The following is a 21,915-nucleotide window of genomic DNA, read 5'->3' as shown; positions in this document are numbered from 1 at the left end:
CACCCCCATGAAACTCGGCGCGGTCGTCATCACGATGGGCAACCGCCCGGCCGAGCTGCGCGCCCTGCTCGATTCGGTCGCCGCACAGAAGGGCGACCGGATCGAGGTGGTCGTCGTCGGCAACGGCTCGCCCGTCCCCGACGTCCCCGCCGGGGTACGGACCGTCGAGCTGCCGGAGAACCTGGGCATCCCGGGCGGCCGCAACGTGGGCATCGAGGCCTTCGGGCCGTCCGGCGCCGACGTGGACGCGCTGCTCTTCCTCGACGACGACGGGCACCTGCCCCTGACCGACACCGCGGAGCTGTGCCGCCAGGCGTTCGCCGACGACCCCCGGCTCGGCATCATCAGCTTCCGGATCGCCGACCCGGAGACCGGGGTCACCCAGCGCCGCCACGTGCCGAGGCTGCGGGCCGCCGACCCGATGCGCTCGTCCCGCGTGACGACGTTCCTCGGCGGCGCCAACGCCGTACGCACGCGGGTCATCGCCGAGGTCGGCCCGCTGCCGGGCGACTTCTTCTACGCGCACGAGGAGACCGACCTCGCCTGGCGTGCGCTGGACGCCGGCTGGCTGATCGACTACCGCGCCGACATGGTCCTCAACCATCCCGCCACGGCCCCCTCCCGGCACGCCGTCTACCACCGCATGGTGGCCCGCAACCGGGTCTGGCTGGCCCGCCGCAACCTGCCCGCGCCCCTGGTGCCGGTGTACCTCGGCGTGTGGATGCTGCTGACCCTGCTGCGCAGGCCGTCCGGCCCGGCGCTGAAGGCATGGTTCGCCGGATTCCGGGAAGGCTGGACGACGCCCTGCGGACCCAGGCGCCCGATGAAGTGGCGTACGGTGTGGCGGCTGACCAGGCTCGGCCGCCCGCCGGTCATCTGAGAGGCTCGCCTCTGGGAGCATGAGGCGTATTTTTTTATCGGGACCTGTCCGCCCTGAGCCGCGCCCGCGACTGGCTGCGCATTTTGAATACGAGAGTTTCATCTGGTGAGTGACACAACCCGTGATGGTGCGGTTGCGCTGAGCAAGCCGCCATCAGCCGACGACGGCCTGAGCGCGGCCGAGCTGGCCGCGAAATACGGTCTGACGGTCAGCGGTGCCCGGCCCGGACTCCTCGAGTACATCCGCCAGCTCCGCGGGCGGCGCCACTTCATCATGGCGTTCTCCCGGGCCAAGCTGACCGCGCAGTACAGCCAGGCCAAGCTGGGTCAGCTCTGGCAGGTGGCCACCCCGCTCCTGAACGCCGCGGTGTACTTCCTCATCTTCGGCCTGATCCTCGGCACGAAGAAGGGGATGACCCAGGACGTCTTCATCCCGTTCCTGGTGACCGGGGTCTTCGTCTTCACCTTCACCCAGAGCTCGGTGATGGCCGGGGTCCGCGCGATCTCCGGCAACCTCGGACTGGTCCGGGCGCTGCACTTCCCGCGCGCCTCGCTGCCCATCTCGTTCTCGCTCCAGCAGCTCCAGCAGCTGCTGTACTCGATGATCGTGCTGGTCGCGGTGACGGTGGCCTTCGGCAGCTATCCCCGGCTGTCCTGGCTGCTGGTGGTCCCCGCCCTGGCGATGCAGTTCTTCTTCAACACCGGGCTGGCGCTCGTCATGGCGCGGCTCGGGGCCAAGACACCCGACCTGGCCCAGCTGATGCCCTTCGTGATGCGGACCTGGATGTACGCGTCCGGCGTCATGTTCTCCATCCCGGTGATGCTGGCGTCGAAGCCGGCCTGGATCGGCGACGTACTGCAGTACAACCCGGCGGCCATCTACATGGACCTGATCCGGTTCGCGATGATCGACGGATACGGCTCCGAGAACCTGCCGTCGCATGTCTGGGCGGTCGGGCTCGCCTGGTCCGTCCTGGTCGGCATCGTGGGCTTCGTGTACTTCTGGAAGGCAGAGGAACGGTACGGCCGTGGCTGAGGACAACACCGCGGGGCGCGTCCCCACCGTGATCGCCGACGACGTGCACATCGTGTACCGCGTCAACGGCGGCGGCGGTGGCAAGGGCGGCGCCACCGCGGCACTGAGCCGGATACTGCGCCGGGACAAGGCCGAGGAGCGCGGGGTCCGCAAGGTGCACGCCGTGCGCGGCGTCACCTTCACCTCCTACCGGGGCGAGGCCATCGGCCTCATCGGGACCAACGGCTCCGGCAAGTCCACCCTGCTGCGGGCCATCGCCGGTCTGCTGCCCACCGAGAGCGGCAAGGTCTACACGGACGGCCAGCCCTCGCTGCTCGGGGTGAACGCCGCGCTGATGAGCGACCTGACCGGCGAGCGCAACGTGGTGCTGGGCGGGCTCGCCATGGGCATGAGCCGCGAGGAGATCCGCGAGCGGTACCAGGAGATCGTCGACTTCTCCGGCATCAACGAGAAGGGCGACTTCATCACCCTGCCGATGCGCACGTACTCCTCCGGTATGGCCGCCCGGCTGCGGTTCTCCATCGCGGCCGCCAAGAACCACGACGTCCTCATGATCGACGAGGCGCTGGCCACCGGTGACCGCAAGTTCCAGATCCGCTCCGAGGCGCGCATCCGGGAGCTCCGCAAGGAGGCCGGCACGGTCTTCCTGGTGAGCCACAGCAACAAGTCGATCAGGGACACCTGTGACCGTGTGCTGTGGCTGGAAAAGGGCGAGCTGCTGATGGACGGCCCGACCGACGAGGTCCTCAAGGCCTACGAGCGGGAGACCGGCAAGTAGGGCGCCTCGGCCCCGCGCAGCGCAGCGGCCCCCGCCGGATCCTTCCGGCGGGGGCCGCGGTGTGTGTCCGGATCATGGACCGGGGCCCGGACCTCCACGCCTCGTCGTACGGCGGCCGGCAAGATCTCCTCCCGCCGGATGACGTCAATCCCCCTGAGCGGGGGGAAAGTTGGCACGGACCTACGCGGAGTTGTTTCGCGCCCCGCACCCCGGCGTATGGATGAGCGTTGTACAACGTAAGCTGTACCGGTGCTGATTCGTGGCAAGTGGGGCGATACCGCCTGGGCGGACGGCCCGTAGCCGTCCTCCGCACTCGGGAGGGCGGGCGGCGTGTCCGGAATGGGATGTTTTGTGTCAGCAGTGTAGAACGGGAGATGTGACGGCTATGACGGAAGATCTCCAGCTCCGAGGTGCTCACGCCGTCCCCGCGCAGGGCGGTCCGCAGTGACCCGTGCCCGGCAGGCGCGGCTCGATTCCGCCGTACCCGGAACCCTCGACAAGGCGGCCGACGAGAACTTCCCGGTGGCCCCCTTCTTCCTGCCGCGCGCCTGGCGCGGCGACCTGATGGCCGTCTACGGCTTCGCCCGCCTCGTCGACGACATCGGTGACGGCGACCTCGCCCCCGGCGGCGCCGACGCCCGCCACCTCGGCCTCGACGCCGCGCAGAGCGACGACCGGCTCGCGATGCTGGACGCGCTGGAACGCGATCTGCGACGGGTTTTCGCCACCACCGGCGAGAGCCCCCAGCACCCCCTGATGCAGGCGCTGCGCCCCACCGTGCGGCGCTGCCCGCTCACCCCCGAACCCTTCCTCGGCCTCATCGAGGCCAACCGGCAGGACCAGAAGGTCCGCCGCTACGGGACGTACGAGGAGCTCCTCGCCTACTGCGAGCTCTCCGCCAACCCCGTCGGCCGCCTGGTCCTCCAGCTCACCGGAACCGAGAGTCCCGAGCGCGTCCGCCGCTCCGACGCCGTGTGCACCGCACTGCAGATCGTCGAGCACCTCCAGGACGTCACCGAGGACCTCGGCCGCGACCGGATCTATCTGCCGGCCGACGACATGGCGAGGTTCCATGTCGCCGAATCCGACCTGGCGGCCCCCTCCGGGGGCGCGGCGGTGCGGTCACTGATTGCCTACGAGGCGGAACGCGCCGGGGATCTGCTGAATGAAGGCACCCCCCTGGTGGGTAGCGTCCACGGCAGGCTCAAGCTGCTTCTCGCCGGATTCGTGGGAGGGGGGCGTGCCGCCCTCACCGCGATCGCGGCCGCCGGGTTCGACGTACTGCCCGGACCGCCCAAACCCACCAAGCCCAGCCTGCTGCGCGAGGTGGGAGTTGTCTTGCGAAGAGCGCGTAGAGAGGGGTGAGCCGGACCGTGGAGGGACAGACGACGTACATGTCGGCACCGGTACAGGCCGCATACAGTTACTGCGAGGCGGTCACCGGACAGCAGGCGCGTAACTTCGCGTACGGCATCAGGCTGCTGCCGGCCGAGAAGCGGCAGGCCATGTCGGCCCTGTACGCCTTCTCCCGTCGTGTCGACGACATCGGTGACGGCGAGCTGGAGCCGGAGACCAAGCGCGTCCGCCTGGAGAGCACCCGCACCCTGCTGGACCGGGTCCGCGCCGGCGCGGTCGACGAGGACGACACCGACCCGGTGGCCGTCGCGCTCGCGGACGCCGCCCGCCGCTTCCCGCTGCCGCTCGAAGGGCTCGACGAGCTCATCGACGGCGTGCTGATGGACGTGCGCGGCGCGACCTACGAGACCTGGGACGACCTCAAGGTCTACTGCCGGTGCGTCGCCGGCGCCATCGGCCGCCTCAGCCTGGGCGTCTTCGGTACGGAGCCGGGCGCGCCCGGGGCCGAGCGGGCGGCGGAGTACGCCGACACACTCGGCCTCGCGCTCCAGCTGACCAACATCCTGCGCGACGTCCGCGAGGACGCGGGCAACGGCCGCACCTATCTGCCCGCCGACGACCTCGCGAAGTTCGGCTGCTCCGCGGGCTTCCACCGGGCCACCCCGCCCCCCGGCTCCGACTTCGCCGGACTGGTCCACTTCGAGGTCCGGCGGGCCCGCGCCCTGTTCGCCGAGGGCTACCGGCTGCTGCCGATGCTCGACCGGCGCAGCGGTGCGTGCGTCGCGGCCATGGCCGGGATCTACCGCAGACTCCTCGACCGGATCGAGCGCGACCCGGAGGCGGTGCTGCGCGGCCGGGTCTCGCTGCCCGGTCACGAGAAGGCGTACGTGGCGGTGCGCGGACTGTCCGGCCTCGACGCCCGCCACATCTCGCGGCGCACGGCCCGAGGGCGTGTCTGAATGCGTCTCACGGACATCTCGCGCACCATGTGCATCAAGGATCACCAGTCCGGGCGGCGGGCAACCCCCGGCCGGGGGGCTGCGTCCCTGACTGAAAAGAGCCGTCGAGAGGGGGACGCATGAGCGACGACGCGCCGCGTTCCTCCCGCGCGGTCGTGATCGGCGGCGGACTCGCCGGCATCACCTCCGCCCTCCGCCTGGCCGACGCCGGGCTTGACGTGACCCTGCTCGAAGGCCGGCCCCGGCTCGGCGGCCTCGCCTTCTCCTTCCGCCGCGGCGAGCTGACCGTCGACAACGGCCAGCACGTCTACCTGCGCTGCTGCACCGCCTACCGCTGGTTCCTCGACCGGGTCGAGGGCACCCGGCTCGCACCCCTGCAAAACCGTTTGGACGTGCCCGTTCTCGACGTCGGACGGCCCTCGGGCCCCCGGCTGGGACGGCTGCGCCGCAACGCGCTCCCGGTGCCCTTCCACCTCGCGGCCGGACTCGCCGCGTACCCGCACCTCTCGCTCGCCGAGCGGGCGGGCGTCGGACGCGCCGCGCTGGCGCTCGGCCGGCTCGACCCGGACGACCCCGCACTCGACGACACCGACTTCGGCAGCTGGCTCGCCCGGCACGGCCAGTCCGACCGCACCATCGAGGCCCTCTGGGACCTGGTCGGCGTCGCCACCCTCAACGCCACCGCGCCGAACTCCTCGCTGGCGCTCGCCGCGAAGGTCTTCAAGACCGGCCTGCTCTCCGAGCCCGGCGCCGCCGACATCGGCTGGGCCGCCGTACCGCTGGGCGACGTCCACGACACGCTGAGCCGCAAGGCGCTCGACTCCGCCGGTGTCCGCACCGAACTGCGCACGAAGGCCAACTCGCTGACCCGCACCGACGACGGCCGCTGGGTCGTCGACACCGGCGCCGAACGGATCGAGGCGGACACCGTCGTGCTCGCTGTACCCCAGCGCGAGACCCACGACCTGCTGCCCGAGGGCGCGCTCGACGCCCCCGAGCGGCTGCTGGAGATCGGCACCTCGCCGATCCTCAACGTGCACGTCGTCTACGACCGCAAGGTGCTGCGGCGGCCGTTCTTCGCCGCGCTCGGCTCACCGGTCCAGTGGGTCTTCGACCGTACGGAGGCCTCCGGCCTCACCGGACCCGGCCAGTACCTCGCGATCTCGCAGTCCGCGGCCGGCGAGGAGATCGAGCTGCCCGTCGCCGAGCTGCGGGCCCGCTATCTGCCCGAACTGGAGCGGCTGCTCCCGGCCGCCCGGTCCGCCGGCATCAGGGACTTCTTCGTCACCCGCGAGCGCACGGCGACCTTCGCGCCCGCCCCGGGTGTCGGCAGGCTGCGGCCCGGGACGCGCACCCGCGCACCCGACCTCTTCCTGGCCGGCGCCTGGACCGCCACCGGCTGGCCCGCCACCATGGAGGGCGCCGTCCGCAGCGGTGCCGGCGCCGCGGACGCCGCACTCCTGGCGCTCGGCCGCCCCCACGAACATCCGCTGCAGGAGGCGGCATGAGCAGTACCACCGGAACAAGAGGAGAGTCAGTGACCCCGGTGAATCCGGCTTCCGACACCGTGGCGCAGACCACGGACGTCACCGCGCTTCTGGAGCGCGGACGGGCCCTTTCCGCGCCGGTGCTCCGGGCCGCCGTTGACCGGCTCGCACCGCCCATGGACACCGTGGCCGCCTATCACTTCGGCTGGATCGATGCCCAGGGCAGGCCTGCCGACGGCGACGGCGGCAAGGCCGTCCGCCCGGCGCTGGCCCTGCTGTCCGCGGAGGCCGCCGGAGCCGCGGCCCAGGCCGGCATCCCCGGCGCCGTGGCCGTCGAACTCGTGCACAACTTCTCGCTGCTGCACGACGACCTGATGGACGGCGACGAGCAGCGCCGCCACCGCGACACGGTCTGGAAGGTGCATGGTCCCGCCCAGGCGATCCTCGTCGGCGACGCGCTCTTCGCGCTGGCCAACGAGGTGCTGCTGGAGATCGGCACCGTCGAGGCGGGCCGCGCGGCCCGCCGGCTGACCTCGGCCACCCGCAAGCTCATCGACGGGCAGGCCCAGGACATCTCCTACGAGCACCGCGAGCGGGTCACCGTCGAGGAGTGCCTGGAGATGGAGGGCAACAAGACCGGCGCCCTGCTCGCCTGCGCCTGCTCCATCGGCGCGGTGCTCGGCGGCGCCGACGACCGCACCGCCGATGTGCTGGAGGCGTACGGCTACCACCTCGGGCTCGCCTTCCAGGCCGTCGACGACCTGCTCGGCATCTGGGGGGACCCGGAGTCCACCGGCAAGCAGACCTGGAGCGATCTGCGCCAGCGCAAGAAGTCCCTGCCGGTCGTCGCCGCGCTCGCCGCGGGCGGACCGGCCTCGGAGCGTCTGGGCGAGCTGCTCGCCGAGGACGCCAAGAGCAGCGACTTCGACAGCTTCTCCGAAGAGGAGTTCGCCGCCCGTGCGGCGCTCATCGAGGAGGCGGGCGGCCGCGAGTGGACCGCCCAGGAGGCCCGTCGTCAGCATGCGGTCGCCATCGAGGCGCTGCACGGTGTCGACATGCCGGAAACCGTGCGGGCGCAGCTCACGGCGCTCGCGGACTTCGTCGTCGTACGAAAGAGATGATCACCATCTGGTCCATATGACTCGCAGTCGCCGGCCGGTGCCCCGCACGGGCGCCGGCCGACGGAGACCCCAGCACAGCAGAGGACCAACTGCACGAAGGGGAAGCCATGACAGCGACGACCGACGGAAGCACCGGGGCTGTTGACCCCCGCGCAGCCTCGGCCAGTAGACCGACTACCGAATCAACCATCGCCGCGGACGACGTACTGGCCGCCGCGCGGCGGGCCGCGGAACGCTCGGTGGAGCATCTCCTCGGCAGGCAGGACGAGCAGGGCTGGTGGAAGGGCGACCTCGCCACCAACGTCACCATGGACGCCGAGGACCTGCTGCTCCGCCAGTTCCTCGGAATCCAGGACCCCGCCACGGTCGAGGCGGCCGGCCGCTTCATCCGCGGCGAGCAGCTGGGCGACGGCACCTGGGCCACCTTCCACGGCGGTCCCGGGGAGCTCTCCACCACCATCGAGGCGTACGTGGCGCTGCGGCTGGCCGGTGACCGGCCCGAGGAGCCGCACATGGCCCGCGCCGCCGGCTGGGTCCGTGAGCAGGGCGGGATCGCCGCGAGCCGGGTCTTCACCCGGATCTGGCTGGCCCTGTTCGGCTGGTGGAAGTGGGACGATCTCCCGGAGCTGCCGCCCGAGTTGATGTTCTTTCCCAAGTGGGTCCCGCTCAATATCTACGATTTCGGCTGCTGGGCCCGCCAGACCATCGTGCCGCTCACCGTCGTCTCCGCGAAGCGGCCGGTGCGGCCCGCCCCCTTCGCCCTGGACGAGCTGCACACCGACCCCGACGTGCCGAATCCGCCCAGGCGCCCTGCCCCTGCGGCCAGTTGGGACGGTCTCTTCCAGCGCCTCGACAAGGCGCTGCACCTCTACCACCGGGTGGCGCCGCGCAGACTGCGCCGGATCGCCATGAACGCCGCCGCCCGCTGGATCATCGAACGCCAGGAGAACGACGGCTGCTGGGGCGGGATCCAGCCGCCCGCCGTCTACTCGGTCATCGCCCTGCATCTGCTCGGCTACGACCTCGACCACCCGGTGATGCGGGCCGGGCTCGAATCGCTCGACCGGTTCGCCGTGTGGCGCGAGGACGGCGCCCGCATGATCGAGGCGTGCCAGTCCCCGGTCTGGGACACCTGCCTCGCCACCATCGCGCTCGCCGACGCCGGGCTCAGCCCCGACCACCCGGCGCTCGTGAAGGCGGCGGACTGGATGCTCGCCGAGGAGATCGACCGGCCCGGCGACTGGTCGGTGCGCAGGCCCCGACTGGAGCCGGGCGGCTGGGCGTTCGAGTTCCACAACGACAACTACCCCGATATCGACGACACCGCCGAGGTGGTCCTCGCGCTGCGCCGGGTCCGTCACCCCGAGCCCGCCCGCATCGAGGCCGCCATCGAGCGCGGGGTGCGCTGGAATGTCGGGATGCAGTCCCGCAACGGCGCGTGGGGGGCGTTCGACGCCGACAACACCAGCCCGTTTCCCAACCGGCTGCCCTTCTGCGACTTCGGCGAGGTGATCGACCCGCCGTCCGCCGATGTCACCGGGCATGTGGTGGAGATGCTCGCCATCGAGGGGAAGTCCGACCACCCCGCGACCCGGCGGGGCATCGAGTGGCTGCTCGCCGAACAGGAGGCAGCCGGCGGCTGGTTCGGGCGCTGGGGCGTCAACTACGTCTACGGGACCGGGTCGGTGGTGCCCGCGCTGGTGGCCGCGGGGCTGCCCGTCTCGCACCCCTCGATCCGGCGCGCGGTCGGCTGGCTGGAGTCCGTCCAGAACGACGACGGCGGCTGGGGCGAGGACCTGCGCTCGTACAAGGAGGAGAAGTGGATCGGCCACGGGGCCTCGACCGCGTCGCAGACCGCCTGGGCGCTGCTCGCCCTGCTGTCCGCGGGACGGCGGGACAGCGTGGCCGTGGCACGCGGCGTCGCCTGGCTCACCGAGACCCAGCAGGCGGACGGCTCCTGGGACGAGCCGTACTTCACCGGGACCGGCTTCCCGTGGGACTTCTCCATCAACTACCACCTCTACCGGCAGGTCTTCCCGCTGACCGCGCTCGGCCGGTATGTGCACGGCGACCCGTTCGCGGGCCGCACGGCCGTGCCCGAGGGGGCCTGATGGGCGATGCCCGGGGGCCGGACGGCCCCGCCGCCCCGCTGCTGATCGCCTGCGCGCTCGGCATCGAACAGCTCGCCCTGCGCACCGGCAGGGCGAGGGCGGGCGCCGCCCCGGGCCCGGTGACCGTGCTGCGTACGGGCATGGGGCCCAAGGCGGCCGAAGCGGCCGTGGCCCGCGCACTGGGCGCGGACGCCGCACCGGGCACCGCGGTCATCGCCTCGGGGTTCTGCGCCGGGCTGGCGCCCGGGATGCACCCGGGCGACCTGGTGGTGGCCGACGAGACCCGGGCAGCCGGGGCGTCGGCCCCCTGTACCGGTACGGATCTGCTGGCGAAAGCGCTGGCCAGGGCCGTACCAGGACGTACCGTCCACACCGGTCCGCTGACCGGCTCCGACCATGTCGTACGCGGGCATGAGCGGGCCGAGCTGCGGGCCACCGGGGCGATCGCGGTGGACATGGAGTCCGCCGCCACTCTGCGCACCGCCCTGCGCTCCGGGCCCCGCCCGGTTGCGGCCGTACGGGTGGTCGTGGACGCTCCAGAGCATGAGCTCGTCCGCATCGGCACGGTCCGCGGTGGAATATCGGCATTCCGCGTTCTTCGTGCCGTACTACCGGCTTTTTATGAATGGCACCGATCTTTGCTGCTCCCCAGGAGGTGAGCTAGATGGCCATGCCACTCCGTCAGACCATCAAGGTTGCGACGTACCTTGCCGAACAGAAGCTCCGCAGGCGGGAGAAGTTCCCGCTGATCGTCGAGCTGGAGCCGCTGTTCGCCTGCAATCTCGCCTGTGAGGGCTGCGGGAAGATTCAGCACCCGGCCGGAGTCCTCAAGCAGCGCATGCCGGTGGCCCAGGCCGTCGGCGCGGTGCTCGAATCCGGCGCCCCGATGGTCTCCATCGCGGGCGGCGAGCCGCTGATGCACCCGCAGATCGACGAAATCGTCCGCCAGCTCGTGGCGAAGAAGAAGTACGTGTTCCTCTGCACCAACGCGATGCTGCTGCGGAAGAAGATCGAGAAGTTCACGCCGTCGCCCTACTTCGCGTTCGCCGTGCACATCGACGGGCTGCGGGAGCGGCACGACGAGTCGGTCGCCAAGGAAGGGGTGTTCGACGAGGCGGTGGCGGCGATCAAGGAGGCCAAGCGGCGCGGCTTCCGGGTCACCACGAACTCCACCTTCTTCAACACCGACACCCCGCAGACCATCATCGAGGTGCTCAACTACCTCAACGACGACCTGAAGGTCGACGAGATGATGATCTCGCCCGCCTACGCCTACGAGAAGGCGCCCGACCAGGAGCACTTCCTGGGTGTCGAGCAGACCCGCGAGCTGTTCAAGAAGTCCTTCGCGGGCGGCAACCGGGCCAGGTGGCGCCTCAACCACTCGCCGCTCTTCCTGGACTTCCTGGAGGGCAAGGCGGACTTCCCGTGCACGGCGTGGGCCATCCCGAACTACTCGCTGTTCGGCTGGCAGCGCCCCTGCTACCTGATGAGCGACGGGTACGTCCCGACGTACCGGCAGCTCATCGAGGAGACCGACTGGGACAAGTACGGCCGGGGCAAGGACCCGCGCTGCGCCAACTGCATGGCGCACTGCGGCTACGAGCCCACCGCCGTCCTGGCCACCATGGGCTCGCTCAAGGAGTCCCTGCGGGCCGCGCGGGAGACCGTCGGCGGGAACCGGTGATCTGATGACCGACGGAGAACCAGTCGTACTGGGTCTCCCCGAGCTGCCGGCCCGGCCGCTCGCGGTGCGCCGCCCCTCGCGGCGCATCCAGGTCGGGTCGGTGGCGGTCGGTGGGGATGCGCCGGTTTCGGTGCAGTCGATGACGACGACGCGTACGTCGGACATCGGTGCGACTCTGCAGCAGATCGCGGAGTTGACGGCTTCGGGTTGTCAGATCGTGCGGGTGGCGTGTCCGACGCAGGATGATGCGGATGCGTTGGCGACGATTGCTTCGAAGTCGCAGATTCCGGTGATCGCGGATATTCATTTCCAGCCGAAGTATGTGTTCGCGGCGATTGACGCGGGTTGTGCGGCGGTGCGGGTGAATCCGGGGAACATCAAGCAGTTCGACGACAAGGTGAAGGAGATCGCGCGGGCGGCGAATGACGCGGGGACTCCGATCCGGATCGGTGTGAACGCGGGTTCGCTGGATGCGCGGTTGCTGAGGAAGTACGGGAAGGCGACTCCGGAGGCGTTGGTGGAGTCGGCGCTGTGGGAGGCGTCGCTGTTCGAGGAGCATGGGTTCCGGGACATCAAGATCTCGGTGAAGCACAATGATCCGGTCGTGATGGTGAACGCGTACCGTCAGCTGGCCGCGCAGTGCGACTATCCCCTTCATCTGGGTGTGACGGAGGCGGGTCCGGCGTTCCAGGGCACGATCAAGTCCGCTGTGGCGTTCGGTGCGCTGTTGAGTGAGGGGATCGGGGACACGATCCGGGTCTCGTTGTCGGCGCCGCCGGCGGAGGAGGTCAAGGTCGGGCTGCAGATTCTGGAGTCGTTGAATCTGAAGCAGCGTCGGCTGGAGATCGTGTCGTGTCCGTCGTGCGGGCGGGCGCAGGTGGATGTGTACAAGCTCGCGGACCAGGTGAGTGCGGGTCTGGAGGGTATGGAGGTGCCGTTGCGGGTGGCTGTGATGGGCTGTGTCGTCAATGGTCCGGGTGAGGCCCGTGAGGCCGATCTGGGTGTGGCCTCCGGCAATGGGAAGGGGCAGATCTTCGTCAAGGGCGAGATCATCAAGACCGTGCCCGAGTCGAAGATCGTCGAGACCCTCATCGAGGAAGCCCTCAAGATCGCCGAGGGCATGGACGCCGCCGGGACACCATCGGGGGTCCCCGCCGTCACCGTGAGCTGAGACAGGACCAGAGAGGGGGCCCGGACATGACGCTCTTGCAGAGCATCCGGGGGCCGCACGATCTCAAGGCACTGAGCACATCACAGCTCGGCGAACTCGCCGAGGACATCAGGAAGTTCCTGGTGCAGGCCGTGGCCAGGACCGGCGGCCATCTGGGCCCCAACCTCGGGGTGGTGGAGCTGACCATCGCCCTGCACCGGGTCTTCGACTCGCCCGTGGACCGCATCCTGTGGGACACCGGCCACCAGAGCTACGTACACAAACTGCTCACCGGGCGGCAGGACTTCTCCAAGCTGCGCGGCAAGGGGGGCCTGTCCGGCTACCCCTCCCGCGAGGAGTCCGAGCACGACGTCATCGAGAACTCCCACGCCTCCACGGTCCTCGGCTGGGCCGACGGCCTGGCCAAGGCCAACGAGGTGCGGGGCCTTGAGGACCACGTCGTCGCCGTCATCGGGGACGGCGCCCTCACCGGCGGGATGGCCTGGGAGGCGCTGAACAACATCGCCGCCGCCCGGGAACGCCCGCTGATCATCGTCGTCAACGACAACGAGCGCTCCTACGCCCCGACCATCGGCGGCCTCGCCAACCACCTGGCCACCCTGCGCACCACCGACGGCTACGAACGCTTCCTGGCCTGGGGCAAGGGCGTGCTCCAGCAGACACCGGTCATCGGGCAGCCGCTGTACGAGTCGCTGCACGGCGCCAAGAAGGGGTTCAAGGACGCCTTCGCCCCGCAGGGCATGTTCGAGGACCTCGGGCTGAAGTACGTCGGCCCCATCGACGGACACGACACCGCCGCCGTCGAGTCCGCCCTGCACCGCGCGAAACGCTTCCACGGCCCGGTGCTGGTGCACTGCATCACCGAGAAGGGCCGCGGCTACGCACCCGCCCTGGAGGACGAGGCGGACCGCTTCCACACCGTCGGCGCGATGGACCCGCTGACCTGCGCCCCGCTCGCGCCCTCGGCCGGTCCCTCGTGGACCTCCGTGTTCGGCGACGAGATCGCGGCGATCGGCGCGGAGCGCCCGGACGTCGTCGCCCTCACGGCGGCGATGCTGCACCCCGTCGGGCTGACGAAGTTCGCCGAGGCGTTCCCCGACCGGGTCTGGGACGTGGGCATCGCCGAGCAGCACGCGGCGGTCTCCGCCGCCGGGCTGGCGACGGGCGGGCTGCATCCGGTCGTCGCCGTCTACGCCACCTTCCTCAACCGGGCCTTCGACCAGCTGCTCATGGACGTCGCCCTGCACAGGTGCGGGGTGACCTTCGTCCTGGACCGGGCCGGGGTCACCGGCCCCGACGGCGCCTCCCACAACGGCATGTGGGACCTGTCCGTGCTCCAGGTCGTGCCGGGGCTGCGCATCGCGGCCCCGCGCGACGCCGAGCGGCTGCGGGACGAACTGCGCGAGGCCGTCGCCGTCGACGACGCCCCGACCCTCGTCAGGTTCCCGAAGGAGTCGGTGGGGGAGCCGGTCCCCGCGATCGGCCGGATCGGCGGCATGGACGTCCTGCACCGCGCCGAGGACGCCGACGCACTGCTGGTCGCCGTCGGGGTCATGGCGCCCGTCTGTCTCCAGGCCGCCGATCTGCTGTCGGGCGCGGGCATCCGCTGCACCGTCGTCGACCCGCGCTGGGTCAAACCGGTCGACGAGGAGCTGGCCCCGCTCGCTGCGGAGCACCGGCTCGTCGCCGTCGTCGAGGACAACAGCCGGGCCGGGGGCGTCGGTTCGGCGGTCGGCCAGGCCCTGCGGGACGCCGGGGTCGACGTACCGCTGCGGACCTTCGGCATTCCCGAGCAGTTCCTCGCGCACGGCAAGCGCGCCGAGGTGCTGGCCGACATCGGACTCACCCCGGTCGAGATCGCCGGCCGGATCAGTGCCGCGCTGGCCGCCCGGGACGCGGCCACCGGCAACGGGCACGACGCCCCGGGCAACGGGCACAAGGAGAGCGGGGCATGAAGGACGACGAGCCCAAGGGCTTCGATCTGGCGCGGCTCCTCGCGGAGCGCGGCGCCGAACGCTACGAGCTGCACGCGAAGCACCTCAACCACCAGCTCCCGCGCATGCTGCACACCATCGGCTTCGACAAGGTCTACGAACGCGCCGAGGGCGCGCACTTCTGGGACGCGGAGGGCAACGACTACCTCGACATGCTCGCCGGGTTCGGCGTGATGGGGCTCGGCCGGCACCACCCCGTCGTCCGCAGGGCGCTGCACGACGTCCTGGACGCCTCGCTCGCCGACCTGACCCGCTTCGACTGCCAGCCGCTGCCGGGACTGCTGGCCGAGAGGCTGCTCGCGCACAGCCCGCACCTGGACCGGGTGTTCTTCGGCAACAGTGGTACGGAGGCCGTGGAGACCGCGCTGAAATTCGCCCGGTACGCCACCGGGAGGCCGAGGATCCTCTACTGCACGCACGCCTTCCACGGGCTGACCACCGGCTCGCTCTCGGTCAACGGCGAGTCCGGCTTCCGGGACGGCTTCGCCCCGCTGCTGCCCGACACCGCCATCGCCCTCGGCGACCTCGACGCGCTGCGGCGCGAGCTGGCCCGCGGTGACGTGGCCGGACTCGTCGTCGAGCCGATCCAGGGCAAGGGGGTGCACGCCGCGCCGCCCGGCTTCCTGCGCGAGGCCCAGGAGCTGCTGCACCGGCACAAGGCCCTGCTCATCGCCGACGAGGTGCAGACCGGCCTGGGCAGGACCGGCGACTTCTACGCCTACCAGCACGAGGAGGGGGTGGAACCCGATCTGGTCTGTGTCGCCAAGGCGCTCTCCGGCGGCTATGTGCCGGTCGGCGCGACGCTCGGCAAGGACTGGATCTTCAAGCGCGTCTACTCCTCGATGGACCGCGTCCTGGTCCACTCGGCGAGCTTCGGCTCCAACGCCCAGGCGATGGCCGCCGGCCTCGCGGTCCTCGCGGTGATGGAGGACGAGGAGACCGTGGCGCACGCGCGCCGCACCGGTGACCTGCTGCGCGAGCGGCTGGCCGCGCTGGTCGACCGCTATGAGCTGCTGCACGAGGTGCGCGGGCGCGGGCTGATGATCGGCATCGAGTTCGGCCGGCCCACCTCGCTCAAGCTGCGCAGCCGCTGGACCATGCTCCAGGCCGCCCGCAAGGGGCTCTTCGCGCAGATGGTGGTCGTACCGCTGCTCCAGAAGCACCGGATCCTCACCCAGGTCTCCGGCGACCACCTCGAAGTGATCAAGCTGATTCCGCCGCTGGTGATCGACGAGGCGGACGTGGACCGGTTCGTGAGCGCCTTCACCGCCGTGATGGACGACGCGCACAGCGGCGGCGGACTGATGTGGGACTTCGGCCGGACCCTGGTGAAACAGGCGGTCGCCAACCGCTGACCGGCGGCCGATCGAGGGGTTTTGCCTCGGAGGCAAGAAAGTTGCCTCCGAGGAAAGATCCTGGCCCAATGGAGGCATGAATCCTCCGGATGCGGGGGCGGCCGACGAGCTGCCCGGTGTCGCCCCTCGCCTGCGCGACCTGCGCCGCGGCCGCGGTCTCACCCTGGAGACCGCCGCCCAGCGGGCCGGACTCTCGCCCGCCCATCTGTCCCGGCTCGAGACCGGCCGGCGTCAGCCCTCGCTGCCCATGCTGCTGGGCCTCGCCAGGATCTACGGTACGACGGTCTCCGAGCTGCTGGGCGAGATGCCCCCGGAACGTGACGCGATCGTCCGGAGCCGGGGCTTCGAGGGCCCCGAGGCCGACGGCTGGATGTACCAGCAGGCCGGCGGCTCCGGACGGGCCATGCAGGCGCTGCGCGTCCGGGTCCCGCACGGCGCCCAGGGCGATCTGGTGCGCGTCCACCCCGGCGAGGAGTGGCTGTACGTCCTGGCCGGGCGGCTCCGGGTGACCCTGGGCGAGACGGTCCACGACCTCGCCCCCGGGGACAGCGCGCACTTCGACTCGCTCACCCCGCACCGGATCGAGGCCCCCGTCCCCGAGGGCGCCGAGCTGCTCTTCGTCCACACCCTGCTGCAGAGCCCCGCCGCCGAGCTGTGTCTCGGCAGCGGCATCCACCGTCGCTGAGGCGTAGCCGCCACCGGCCCGCCGGTGGCCAGAGAGGACCCGTCATGTCCGATTCCGAGAACTACGACCCGCTCACCCCGGCCCGGACGAAGGCGTACGACCCGCAGGAGAAGAAGATGCCGCGCGGGCTCGTCATCCGGCTCTTCGCCTATCTGGTGGCGGGGCATGTCATCGCCGGCTTCCTCTACCTGCTGTTCGCGGTCGGGATGCACAACCAGTAGCCCCGCGCGCCGCTCAGCCCTCGTCGAGGAGCCGTTCGCGCAGCCGCTCGCGCGTGGCGGGGGCGAGCTTCAGCCCGTCGGAGAGATAGCGGTCGGTGCTTCCCCAGGTCTCGTCGATGGCGGCGAAGGCGGCGGCGAGGTAGTCGGGCTGGGCACCGAAGAGCGGGTTGAGCAGCTCCATCACCTCGGGTGACATCCCGGCCGCGGAGGTGTCGCTGCGCTTGACGCGGTAACGGCGGTGCGCGTCGTTGGACTTGAGGTAGTCGGCCTCGATGGCCTCGCGCTCGACGCCGAGGGCGAGCAGGGAGACCGCGATGGAGAGCCCCGCCCGGTCCTTGCCGGCCGCGCAGTGCATCAGGGCGGGGACGCTGTCCTCGGCCAGTGCGTGCAGCACCCGGCTGTGTTCGGCGGTCCGCTCCAGGATGATCGTGCGGTACGAGGCGACCATGCGGGCCGTCCCCTTGCCGTCGGCGAGGATCGAACGCAGCTCGGTCATGTTGCCGTCGCGCACCATCCGCCAGAACTCCGCGCCGTCCGCCGGGTCGCTGAGCGGGATGCTCACGTTGCGCACGCCGGGCAGCTCCACGTCGAGGCCGTCCAGCTTGTGGTCGGCCGCGTTGCGGAAGTCGAAGACCGTGTGCAGCCCGAGACCGGTCAGGAAGGCGGTGTCCTCGGGGGTGGCGTGCGCGAGGTGACCGCTGCGGTAGAGCCGTCCGTAGCGCACCCGGCGGCCGTCCGTGGTGGGCAGCCCGCCCACGTCACGGAAATTGCGGATCCCGGCCAGTTCGGGTTCCGTCGACGGGGTCTGCGGCAGCTGCTGCGTCACGGTCGCTCCTGGAGAATCTGCCACCGGCGCGGCTCGCCGACGGGTCCACTCTCGTGACGATACGACATTGATTCCACCGCCAATCATCTCGGGCGGCGTCCCCCTTTCCGGTGTGCGCGAGGCATTGCCCTCCCTCTCCGCCCGGTCGATGATGTGCGGAACTGTGTGAATTTGTGCCGCTGCTTCACCGATGCCGGCTGGCCGGGCGAGGAGTATCCGCAGAGGCTCTGGACCGAGCATGTGCACGGCCTCTACGCGCTGATCGACCGGCTGCGGGCCGCCCACCCCGGGGTCGCCTTCGAGTCCTGCTCGGGCGGCGGCGGCCGGATCGACCTGGGGATCCTCTCCCGTACGGACCAGGTGTGGACCTCGGACAACACCGATCCGCTGGACCGGCTCGCCATCCAGGAGGGCTTCGGGCAGATCCACCCGGCGCGGGTGATGGCGGCGTGGGTCACGGACAGCCCGAACGGCCAGCTGAACGGCCGGGTGTCCTCGCTGCGCTTCCGGTTCGTGAGCGCCATGGCCGGGGTGCTCGGCGTCGGCGGCGACCTCGCGGAGTGGAGCGACGCGGAGCTGGCCGAGGCGCGGGGCTGGGTGGAGCTGTACAAGGAGATCCGTCCCGTGGTGCAGCTGGGGGAGCTGTACCGGCTGCGTCCGCCACGCGGCGGGCTGAGCGCGGTGCAGTACGTACGGGGTGCGGAGACCGTCGTACTGATGTGGCTGGAGGCCCAGCGGTACGGGGAGCGGCCGCCGGCCCTGCGGCTGCGCGGGCTGGACCCGGAGGCGGCCTATGTCTGCGTGGACTCGGGGGTGGTGCACCACGGTTCGGCGCTGCTTCACCAGGAGGGGCTGCACACCGGGCTGCGCGGCGATCTCGATGCGGGGGTGCTGCGGCTGCGTCGCGCATGAGGGCGCGACATGTCCGTATTGAGGCTTTTAGTCGAACATGCCCTGCTTATAAGGGAGATGATCACCCTCTCGTGAGCGGGATCATATCCGTGACGGTGTGTGGCGGCGCGCCGGGCGGGTACTCCGTGCGCCGCGCGGAAAGCCAAGATCCGTAATCCACGGAGTGTGACGGGAATTCCGCGCCGGATTTCCGGTGCGGAATGCGGCGCGGAACCCATGGCTTGTTTCCGCCGTCCCGGCTCGCTTACGTTCCATGTCAATCCGGATGGAACGCCTAATCCTGCCGCCGTCCGGAATTCGCACCCACTCACCGTGTGGCAGGAGCGGGGGAACCAGGTAAGCCGCCGACCGGGAGATCCGGCCGGCTCGGGGTGAAGCCGCGCCAGGCGCGGCCGGGCATCTCCAGCCCGAACCCGACAGCTCACCTCGCAGGCGCCGGAGAGGAAATCCTTCATGCCCAATTCGGGTAAGCACCGCCGTCCCAAGTCCAGCACCATCGCCCGCGGCGTCGTCGCCGCGAGCGCCGGCGGAGCCGTCATCGCGCTTCCGCTGCTCGGCGCCACCGGTGCCCACGCCGCAGAGCAGACCGCCCCGGCCACCTCGAAGTCGGCCGCCGCGCACACCACGCCGGCCAAGGCCGCGAAGAAGCACTCCGGCACCACGACCTACTCCGTGGTCTCCGGCGACTACCTCTCCAAGATCGCCGCCGAGCACAAGCTCAAGGGCGGCTGGGAGAAGCTGTACCAGGACAACCGCGAGGTCGTCGGCGACAACCCGAGCCTGATCTTCCCGGGCATGAAGCTGACGCTCGGCGGCAAGAGCTGGGGCCACGCCTCGACCACCTCCACCCCGTCGAAGGCCGCCCCGAAGGCCGCTCCCAAGGCCCCGGCCAAGACCGAGACGAAGGCGTCCACCGCCTCCGACTCGTCCGCCTCTTCCTCCTCCGACGCCTCGTCGTCCAAGGAGACCTCGGCCCCGGCGACCCAGAGCAACGACTCCGGTTACGTCCACCCGGTCCCGGGCAACCACACCACCGCCTACCGCGCCTCCGGCTCCAACTGGTCCAGCGGCAGCCACACCGGCATCGACTTCCCCGTCGCCACCGGCACCAGCGTGAAGGCCATCACCTCCGGCACCGTCGTCACCGCCGGCTGGGGCGGCGCGTACGGCAACGAGGTCGTCATCAAGCACGCCGACGGCCACTACTCGCAGTACGGCCACATGTCCTCGCTCTCCGTCTCGGCGGGCCAGACCGTGACCGCGGGCCAGCAGGTCGGCCTCTCCGGCGCCACCGGCAACGCCACCGGCCCGCACCTGCACTTCGAGATCCGCACGGGCCCGGCCTACGGCTCGGACATCGACCCGATCGCCTACCTGGCGGCCCACGGGATCAACGTCTGATCCGAGCGGTACCGGCCCGGTGATCCGGGCCGCGGCAAGGCAGAGAGGGGCGGTGCGCGGCGGCGCACCGTCCCTCTGCTTATTCCCCCTTTACCGAAAACTGACCGGGTGGTCTATCTCACCACCCGTCAACCCCATATTACGGTCGCGTAGGTCACATTCGGCGGTGCAGGATATGCGCTTGTGGCAGACGATTCGAGAAACATCCGACAGGGCGTCATCAACCGACAGGGCGCCATCGAGTCGTACGCGGCGATTGGCGACAGCTTCACCGAGGGAGTCGGTGACCCCGGCCCGGACGGAACGTTCGTCGGCTGGGCTGACCGGCTCGCGGTACTCCTCGCGGACCAGCTCCCGGCCCCCGACGCGGCGACCGAGGCCGCGGGCTCCGCACACGGAAACTTCCGCTACGCCAATCTCGCCGTACGAGGACGCCTCCTCGACCAGATAGTCGAGGAGCAGGTGCCCCGCGCCAAGGAACTCGCCCCCGATCTGGTGAGCTTCTGCGCAGGCGGCAACGACATCATCCGGCCCGGCACCGACCCCGACGACGTGGCCGAACGCTTCGAGCGGGCGGTCGCCGAGCTGACGCAGTCCGTCGGCACCGTCATGGTCACCACCGGCTTCGACACCCGCGGCGTTCCGGTGCTGCGCCATCTGCGCGGCAAGATCGCCACGTATACCGCCCATGTGCGGTCCATCGCCGACCGCTACGACTGCCCGGTCCTCGACCTGTGGTCGCTGCGCTCCGTGCAGGACCGGCGCGCCTGGGACGGCGACCGGCTGCATCTGTCCCCCGAGGGACACACCCGGGTCGCGCTGCGCGCCGCCCAGGTCCTCGGCCTCGACGTACCTGCCGACCCCGACCAGGAGTGGCCGCCGCTGCCCCAGCGGGGAACGCTGGAGGTCCGGCGCGACGACATCCACTGGGCGCGCGAATACCTGGTGCCCTGGATCGGGCGGCGGCTGCGCGGCGAGTCCTCCGGGGACCACGTCGAGCCGAAGCGGCCCGACCTGCTCCCGCTCTGACGCATCCGCTGTCCTCAGCCGCCGGACCCACCCGTCGGGGCGGCCGGGGACAGCGGATGCGCCGGTATGCGCTCCAGCACACCGCCCGCGAAGACGTCGTACAGCGGCAGCGTCTCCAGATGCACATAGCCGATGTGGCAGTCGCAGACGGCGAGCGGACAGGCCCTCGGCCCCAGCGCCCTGCGGTAGCTGCCGTCGTACAGATTGCCCAGCTCGGCCCGGACGAAGTGGCAGCGGCGCACCGTCCCGTCCCCGTCCACCGAGATCACCGACTCACCGGTCCGGCAGGGCAGCCCGGCCGAGCGGTGCGGATGGCGGCTGTAGGGGAACAGCGGGTCGATCGCGGTCCACCGCTCCGCCTCCTCGTCCGTATAGGTGTGCCCCTCGGCGGCATTGACCCAGAGGTAGACCTGCCCGGGGAGCGCCGCCCGCAGCCGCCGCGCCTCGCCGAGGTGCTCGTCGAGACCGACGACCCCGACGCTGTGCCGGATCCCGAGGGACGTCAGCTCCGCGCACCGGTCGAGAAAGCGCTCGTACGGGGTCTGCCCCGGGTGGTACGTGCACCACAGTGCGATCTTCTCGCGGCCGGCCGCCCCCGCCTCGGCCAGCCACCGCGTCCGGCCGCTCAGATTCGTCTGGATCGCGACCCGGCGCACCTGTTCGAGCCCGGCCAGCCCGGTCATCGCCCGGCGGTACCAGGAGCGGACCAGGCCCTCGCCCCACGGGGTGAACAGCACCGAGATCCGGTCCCCGGTCTGCTCGGCCACCCACGCGGTGAACCGCTCCAGCGCGGCCCGGTCCGCCAGCAGCTGCGCCCGGCTGTCGCGCCGCTTGGCGAACGGGCAGTACGGGCAGTCGTAGTCGCACGAGGCCAGCGGGCCCCGGTAGAGGATCGTCAGCTCCACGCCGG

Annotated in this window: 19 protein-coding genes, 1 pseudogene and 1 riboswitch; of the genes and pseudogenes, 18 read left to right on the top strand and 2 right to left on the bottom strand. The window is 70.9% G+C overall.

Annotated features, from left to right (window positions below):
- Nucleotides 1–7 precede the first annotated feature (7 nt).
- From RLT58_RS03800 to RLT58_RS03730, 15 genes are all read left to right on the top strand, one after another.
- On the top strand, nt 8–880 hold the full coding sequence (locus RLT58_RS03800) for a glycosyltransferase family 2 protein (protein WP_311314407.1): 873 nt from the start codon (nt 8–10) through the stop codon (nt 878–880).
- Between the two features lie 105 nt (nt 881–985).
- Nucleotides 986–1,915, top strand: a complete 930-nt coding sequence (locus RLT58_RS03795; protein ID WP_311308946.1) for an ABC transporter permease — start codon at nt 986–988, stop codon at nt 1,913–1,915.
- The gene (locus RLT58_RS03790) at nt 1,908–2,693 is read left to right on the top strand and encodes an ABC transporter ATP-binding protein (protein WP_311308945.1); all 786 of its coding nucleotides are present in this window, start codon (nt 1,908–1,910) and stop codon (nt 2,691–2,693) included. Before RLT58_RS03795 ends, RLT58_RS03790 begins: the two co-directional genes overlap by 8 nt.
- 444 nt (nt 2,694–3,137) lie before the next feature.
- Entirely contained in the window at nt 3,138–4,058 is a 921-nt protein-coding gene (hpnC, locus tag RLT58_RS03785; RefSeq protein ID WP_311308944.1) for a squalene synthase HpnC, read from the top strand.
- Nucleotides 4,059–4,087: 29 nt separating this feature from the next.
- Nucleotides 4,088–5,008: a presqualene diphosphate synthase HpnD gene (hpnD, locus tag RLT58_RS03780; RefSeq protein ID WP_311308943.1), complete on the top strand. Its 921-nt coding sequence runs from the start codon at nt 4,088–4,090 to the stop codon at nt 5,006–5,008.
- Nucleotides 5,009–5,127: 119 nt separating this feature from the next.
- A complete protein-coding gene (gene hpnE, locus RLT58_RS03775; RefSeq protein ID WP_311308942.1) occupies nt 5,128–6,516 on the top strand; it encodes a hydroxysqualene dehydroxylase HpnE in 1,389 nt (462 codons plus the stop codon).
- Nucleotides 6,513–7,616, top strand: a complete 1,104-nt coding sequence (locus tag RLT58_RS03770; protein WP_311308941.1) for a polyprenyl synthetase family protein — start codon at nt 6,513–6,515, stop codon at nt 7,614–7,616. The genes hpnE and RLT58_RS03770 overlap by 4 nt, the downstream gene beginning before the upstream one ends.
- Nucleotides 7,617–7,723: 107 nt before the next feature.
- Nucleotides 7,724–9,727: a squalene--hopene cyclase gene (gene shc / locus RLT58_RS03765; protein WP_311308940.1), complete on the top strand. Its 2,004-nt coding sequence runs from the start codon at nt 7,724–7,726 to the stop codon at nt 9,725–9,727.
- Entirely contained in the window at nt 9,727–10,386 is a 660-nt protein-coding gene (locus RLT58_RS03760) for a phosphorylase family protein (RefSeq protein ID WP_311308939.1), read from the top strand. The genes shc and RLT58_RS03760 overlap by 1 nt, the downstream gene beginning before the upstream one ends.
- Before the next feature lie 5 nt (nt 10,387–10,391).
- The gene (hpnH, locus tag RLT58_RS03755) at nt 10,392–11,411 is read left to right on the top strand and encodes an adenosyl-hopene transferase HpnH (RefSeq protein WP_311308938.1); all 1,020 of its coding nucleotides are present in this window, start codon (nt 10,392–10,394) and stop codon (nt 11,409–11,411) included.
- A 4-nt stretch (nt 11,412–11,415) separates the two neighbouring features.
- A complete protein-coding gene (gene ispG, locus RLT58_RS03750) occupies nt 11,416–12,582 on the top strand; it encodes a flavodoxin-dependent (E)-4-hydroxy-3-methylbut-2-enyl-diphosphate synthase (protein ID WP_311308937.1) in 1,167 nt (388 codons plus the stop codon).
- Nucleotides 12,583–12,608: 26 nt separating this feature from the next.
- The gene (gene dxs, locus RLT58_RS03745) at nt 12,609–14,537 is read left to right on the top strand and encodes a 1-deoxy-D-xylulose-5-phosphate synthase (protein WP_311308936.1); all 1,929 of its coding nucleotides are present in this window, start codon (nt 12,609–12,611) and stop codon (nt 14,535–14,537) included.
- Entirely contained in the window at nt 14,534–15,931 is a 1,398-nt protein-coding gene (locus RLT58_RS03740; protein WP_311308935.1) for an aspartate aminotransferase family protein, read from the top strand. The genes dxs and RLT58_RS03740 overlap by 4 nt, the downstream gene beginning before the upstream one ends.
- 76 nt (nt 15,932–16,007) lie before the next feature.
- The gene (locus tag RLT58_RS03735; protein WP_311308934.1) at nt 16,008–16,616 is read left to right on the top strand and encodes a helix-turn-helix domain-containing protein; all 609 of its coding nucleotides are present in this window, start codon (nt 16,008–16,010) and stop codon (nt 16,614–16,616) included.
- A gap of 44 nt (nt 16,617–16,660) precedes the next feature.
- Nucleotides 16,661–16,837: a DUF6126 family protein gene (locus RLT58_RS03730; RefSeq protein ID WP_311308933.1), complete on the top strand. Its 177-nt coding sequence runs from the start codon at nt 16,661–16,663 to the stop codon at nt 16,835–16,837.
- 13 nt (nt 16,838–16,850) lie between these two features.
- Here the strand turns inward: RLT58_RS03730 and RLT58_RS03725 are convergent, their stop codons facing one another.
- Entirely contained in the window at nt 16,851–17,663 is an 813-nt protein-coding gene (locus RLT58_RS03725) for a tyrosine-protein phosphatase (protein ID WP_311308932.1), read from the bottom strand.
- A 177-nt stretch (nt 17,664–17,840) separates the two neighbouring features.
- On the opposite strand from RLT58_RS03725, the pseudogene RLT58_RS03720 reads away from it, so the two are divergent.
- From RLT58_RS03720 to RLT58_RS03710, 3 genes and pseudogenes are all read left to right on the top strand, one after another.
- A pseudogene (locus RLT58_RS03720) lies at nt 17,841–18,575 on the top strand (alpha-galactosidase); the annotation flags it as partial.
- Between the two features lie 261 nt (nt 18,576–18,836).
- Nucleotides 18,837–19,023, top strand: a riboswitch (cyclic di-AMP (ydaO/yuaA leader).
- Between the two features lie 5 nt (nt 19,024–19,028).
- On the top strand, nt 19,029–19,976 hold the full coding sequence (locus RLT58_RS03715) for a M23 family metallopeptidase (RefSeq protein ID WP_311308931.1): 948 nt from the start codon (nt 19,029–19,031) through the stop codon (nt 19,974–19,976).
- 183 nt (nt 19,977–20,159) lie between these two features.
- Nucleotides 20,160–21,005 (top strand): SGNH/GDSL hydrolase family protein, encoded by an 846-nt coding sequence (locus tag RLT58_RS03710; RefSeq protein ID WP_311308930.1) that lies wholly within the window; start codon nt 20,160–20,162, stop codon nt 21,003–21,005.
- Nucleotides 21,006–21,019: 14 nt separating this feature from the next.
- On the opposite strand, the gene RLT58_RS03705 is transcribed toward RLT58_RS03710, so the two are convergent.
- Nucleotides 21,020–21,910: an STM4011 family radical SAM protein gene (locus tag RLT58_RS03705; RefSeq protein ID WP_311308929.1), complete on the bottom strand. Its 891-nt coding sequence runs from the start codon at nt 21,908–21,910 to the stop codon at nt 21,020–21,022.
- Nucleotides 21,911–21,915: the final 5 nt, after the last annotated feature.

It is taken from the genome of Streptomyces sp. ITFR-16 (genome assembly GCF_031844705.1).
Taxonomy (GTDB): domain Bacteria; phylum Actinomycetota; class Actinomycetes; order Streptomycetales; family Streptomycetaceae; genus Streptomyces.
This window is presented reverse-complemented; position numbering and strand designations above follow the sequence as displayed.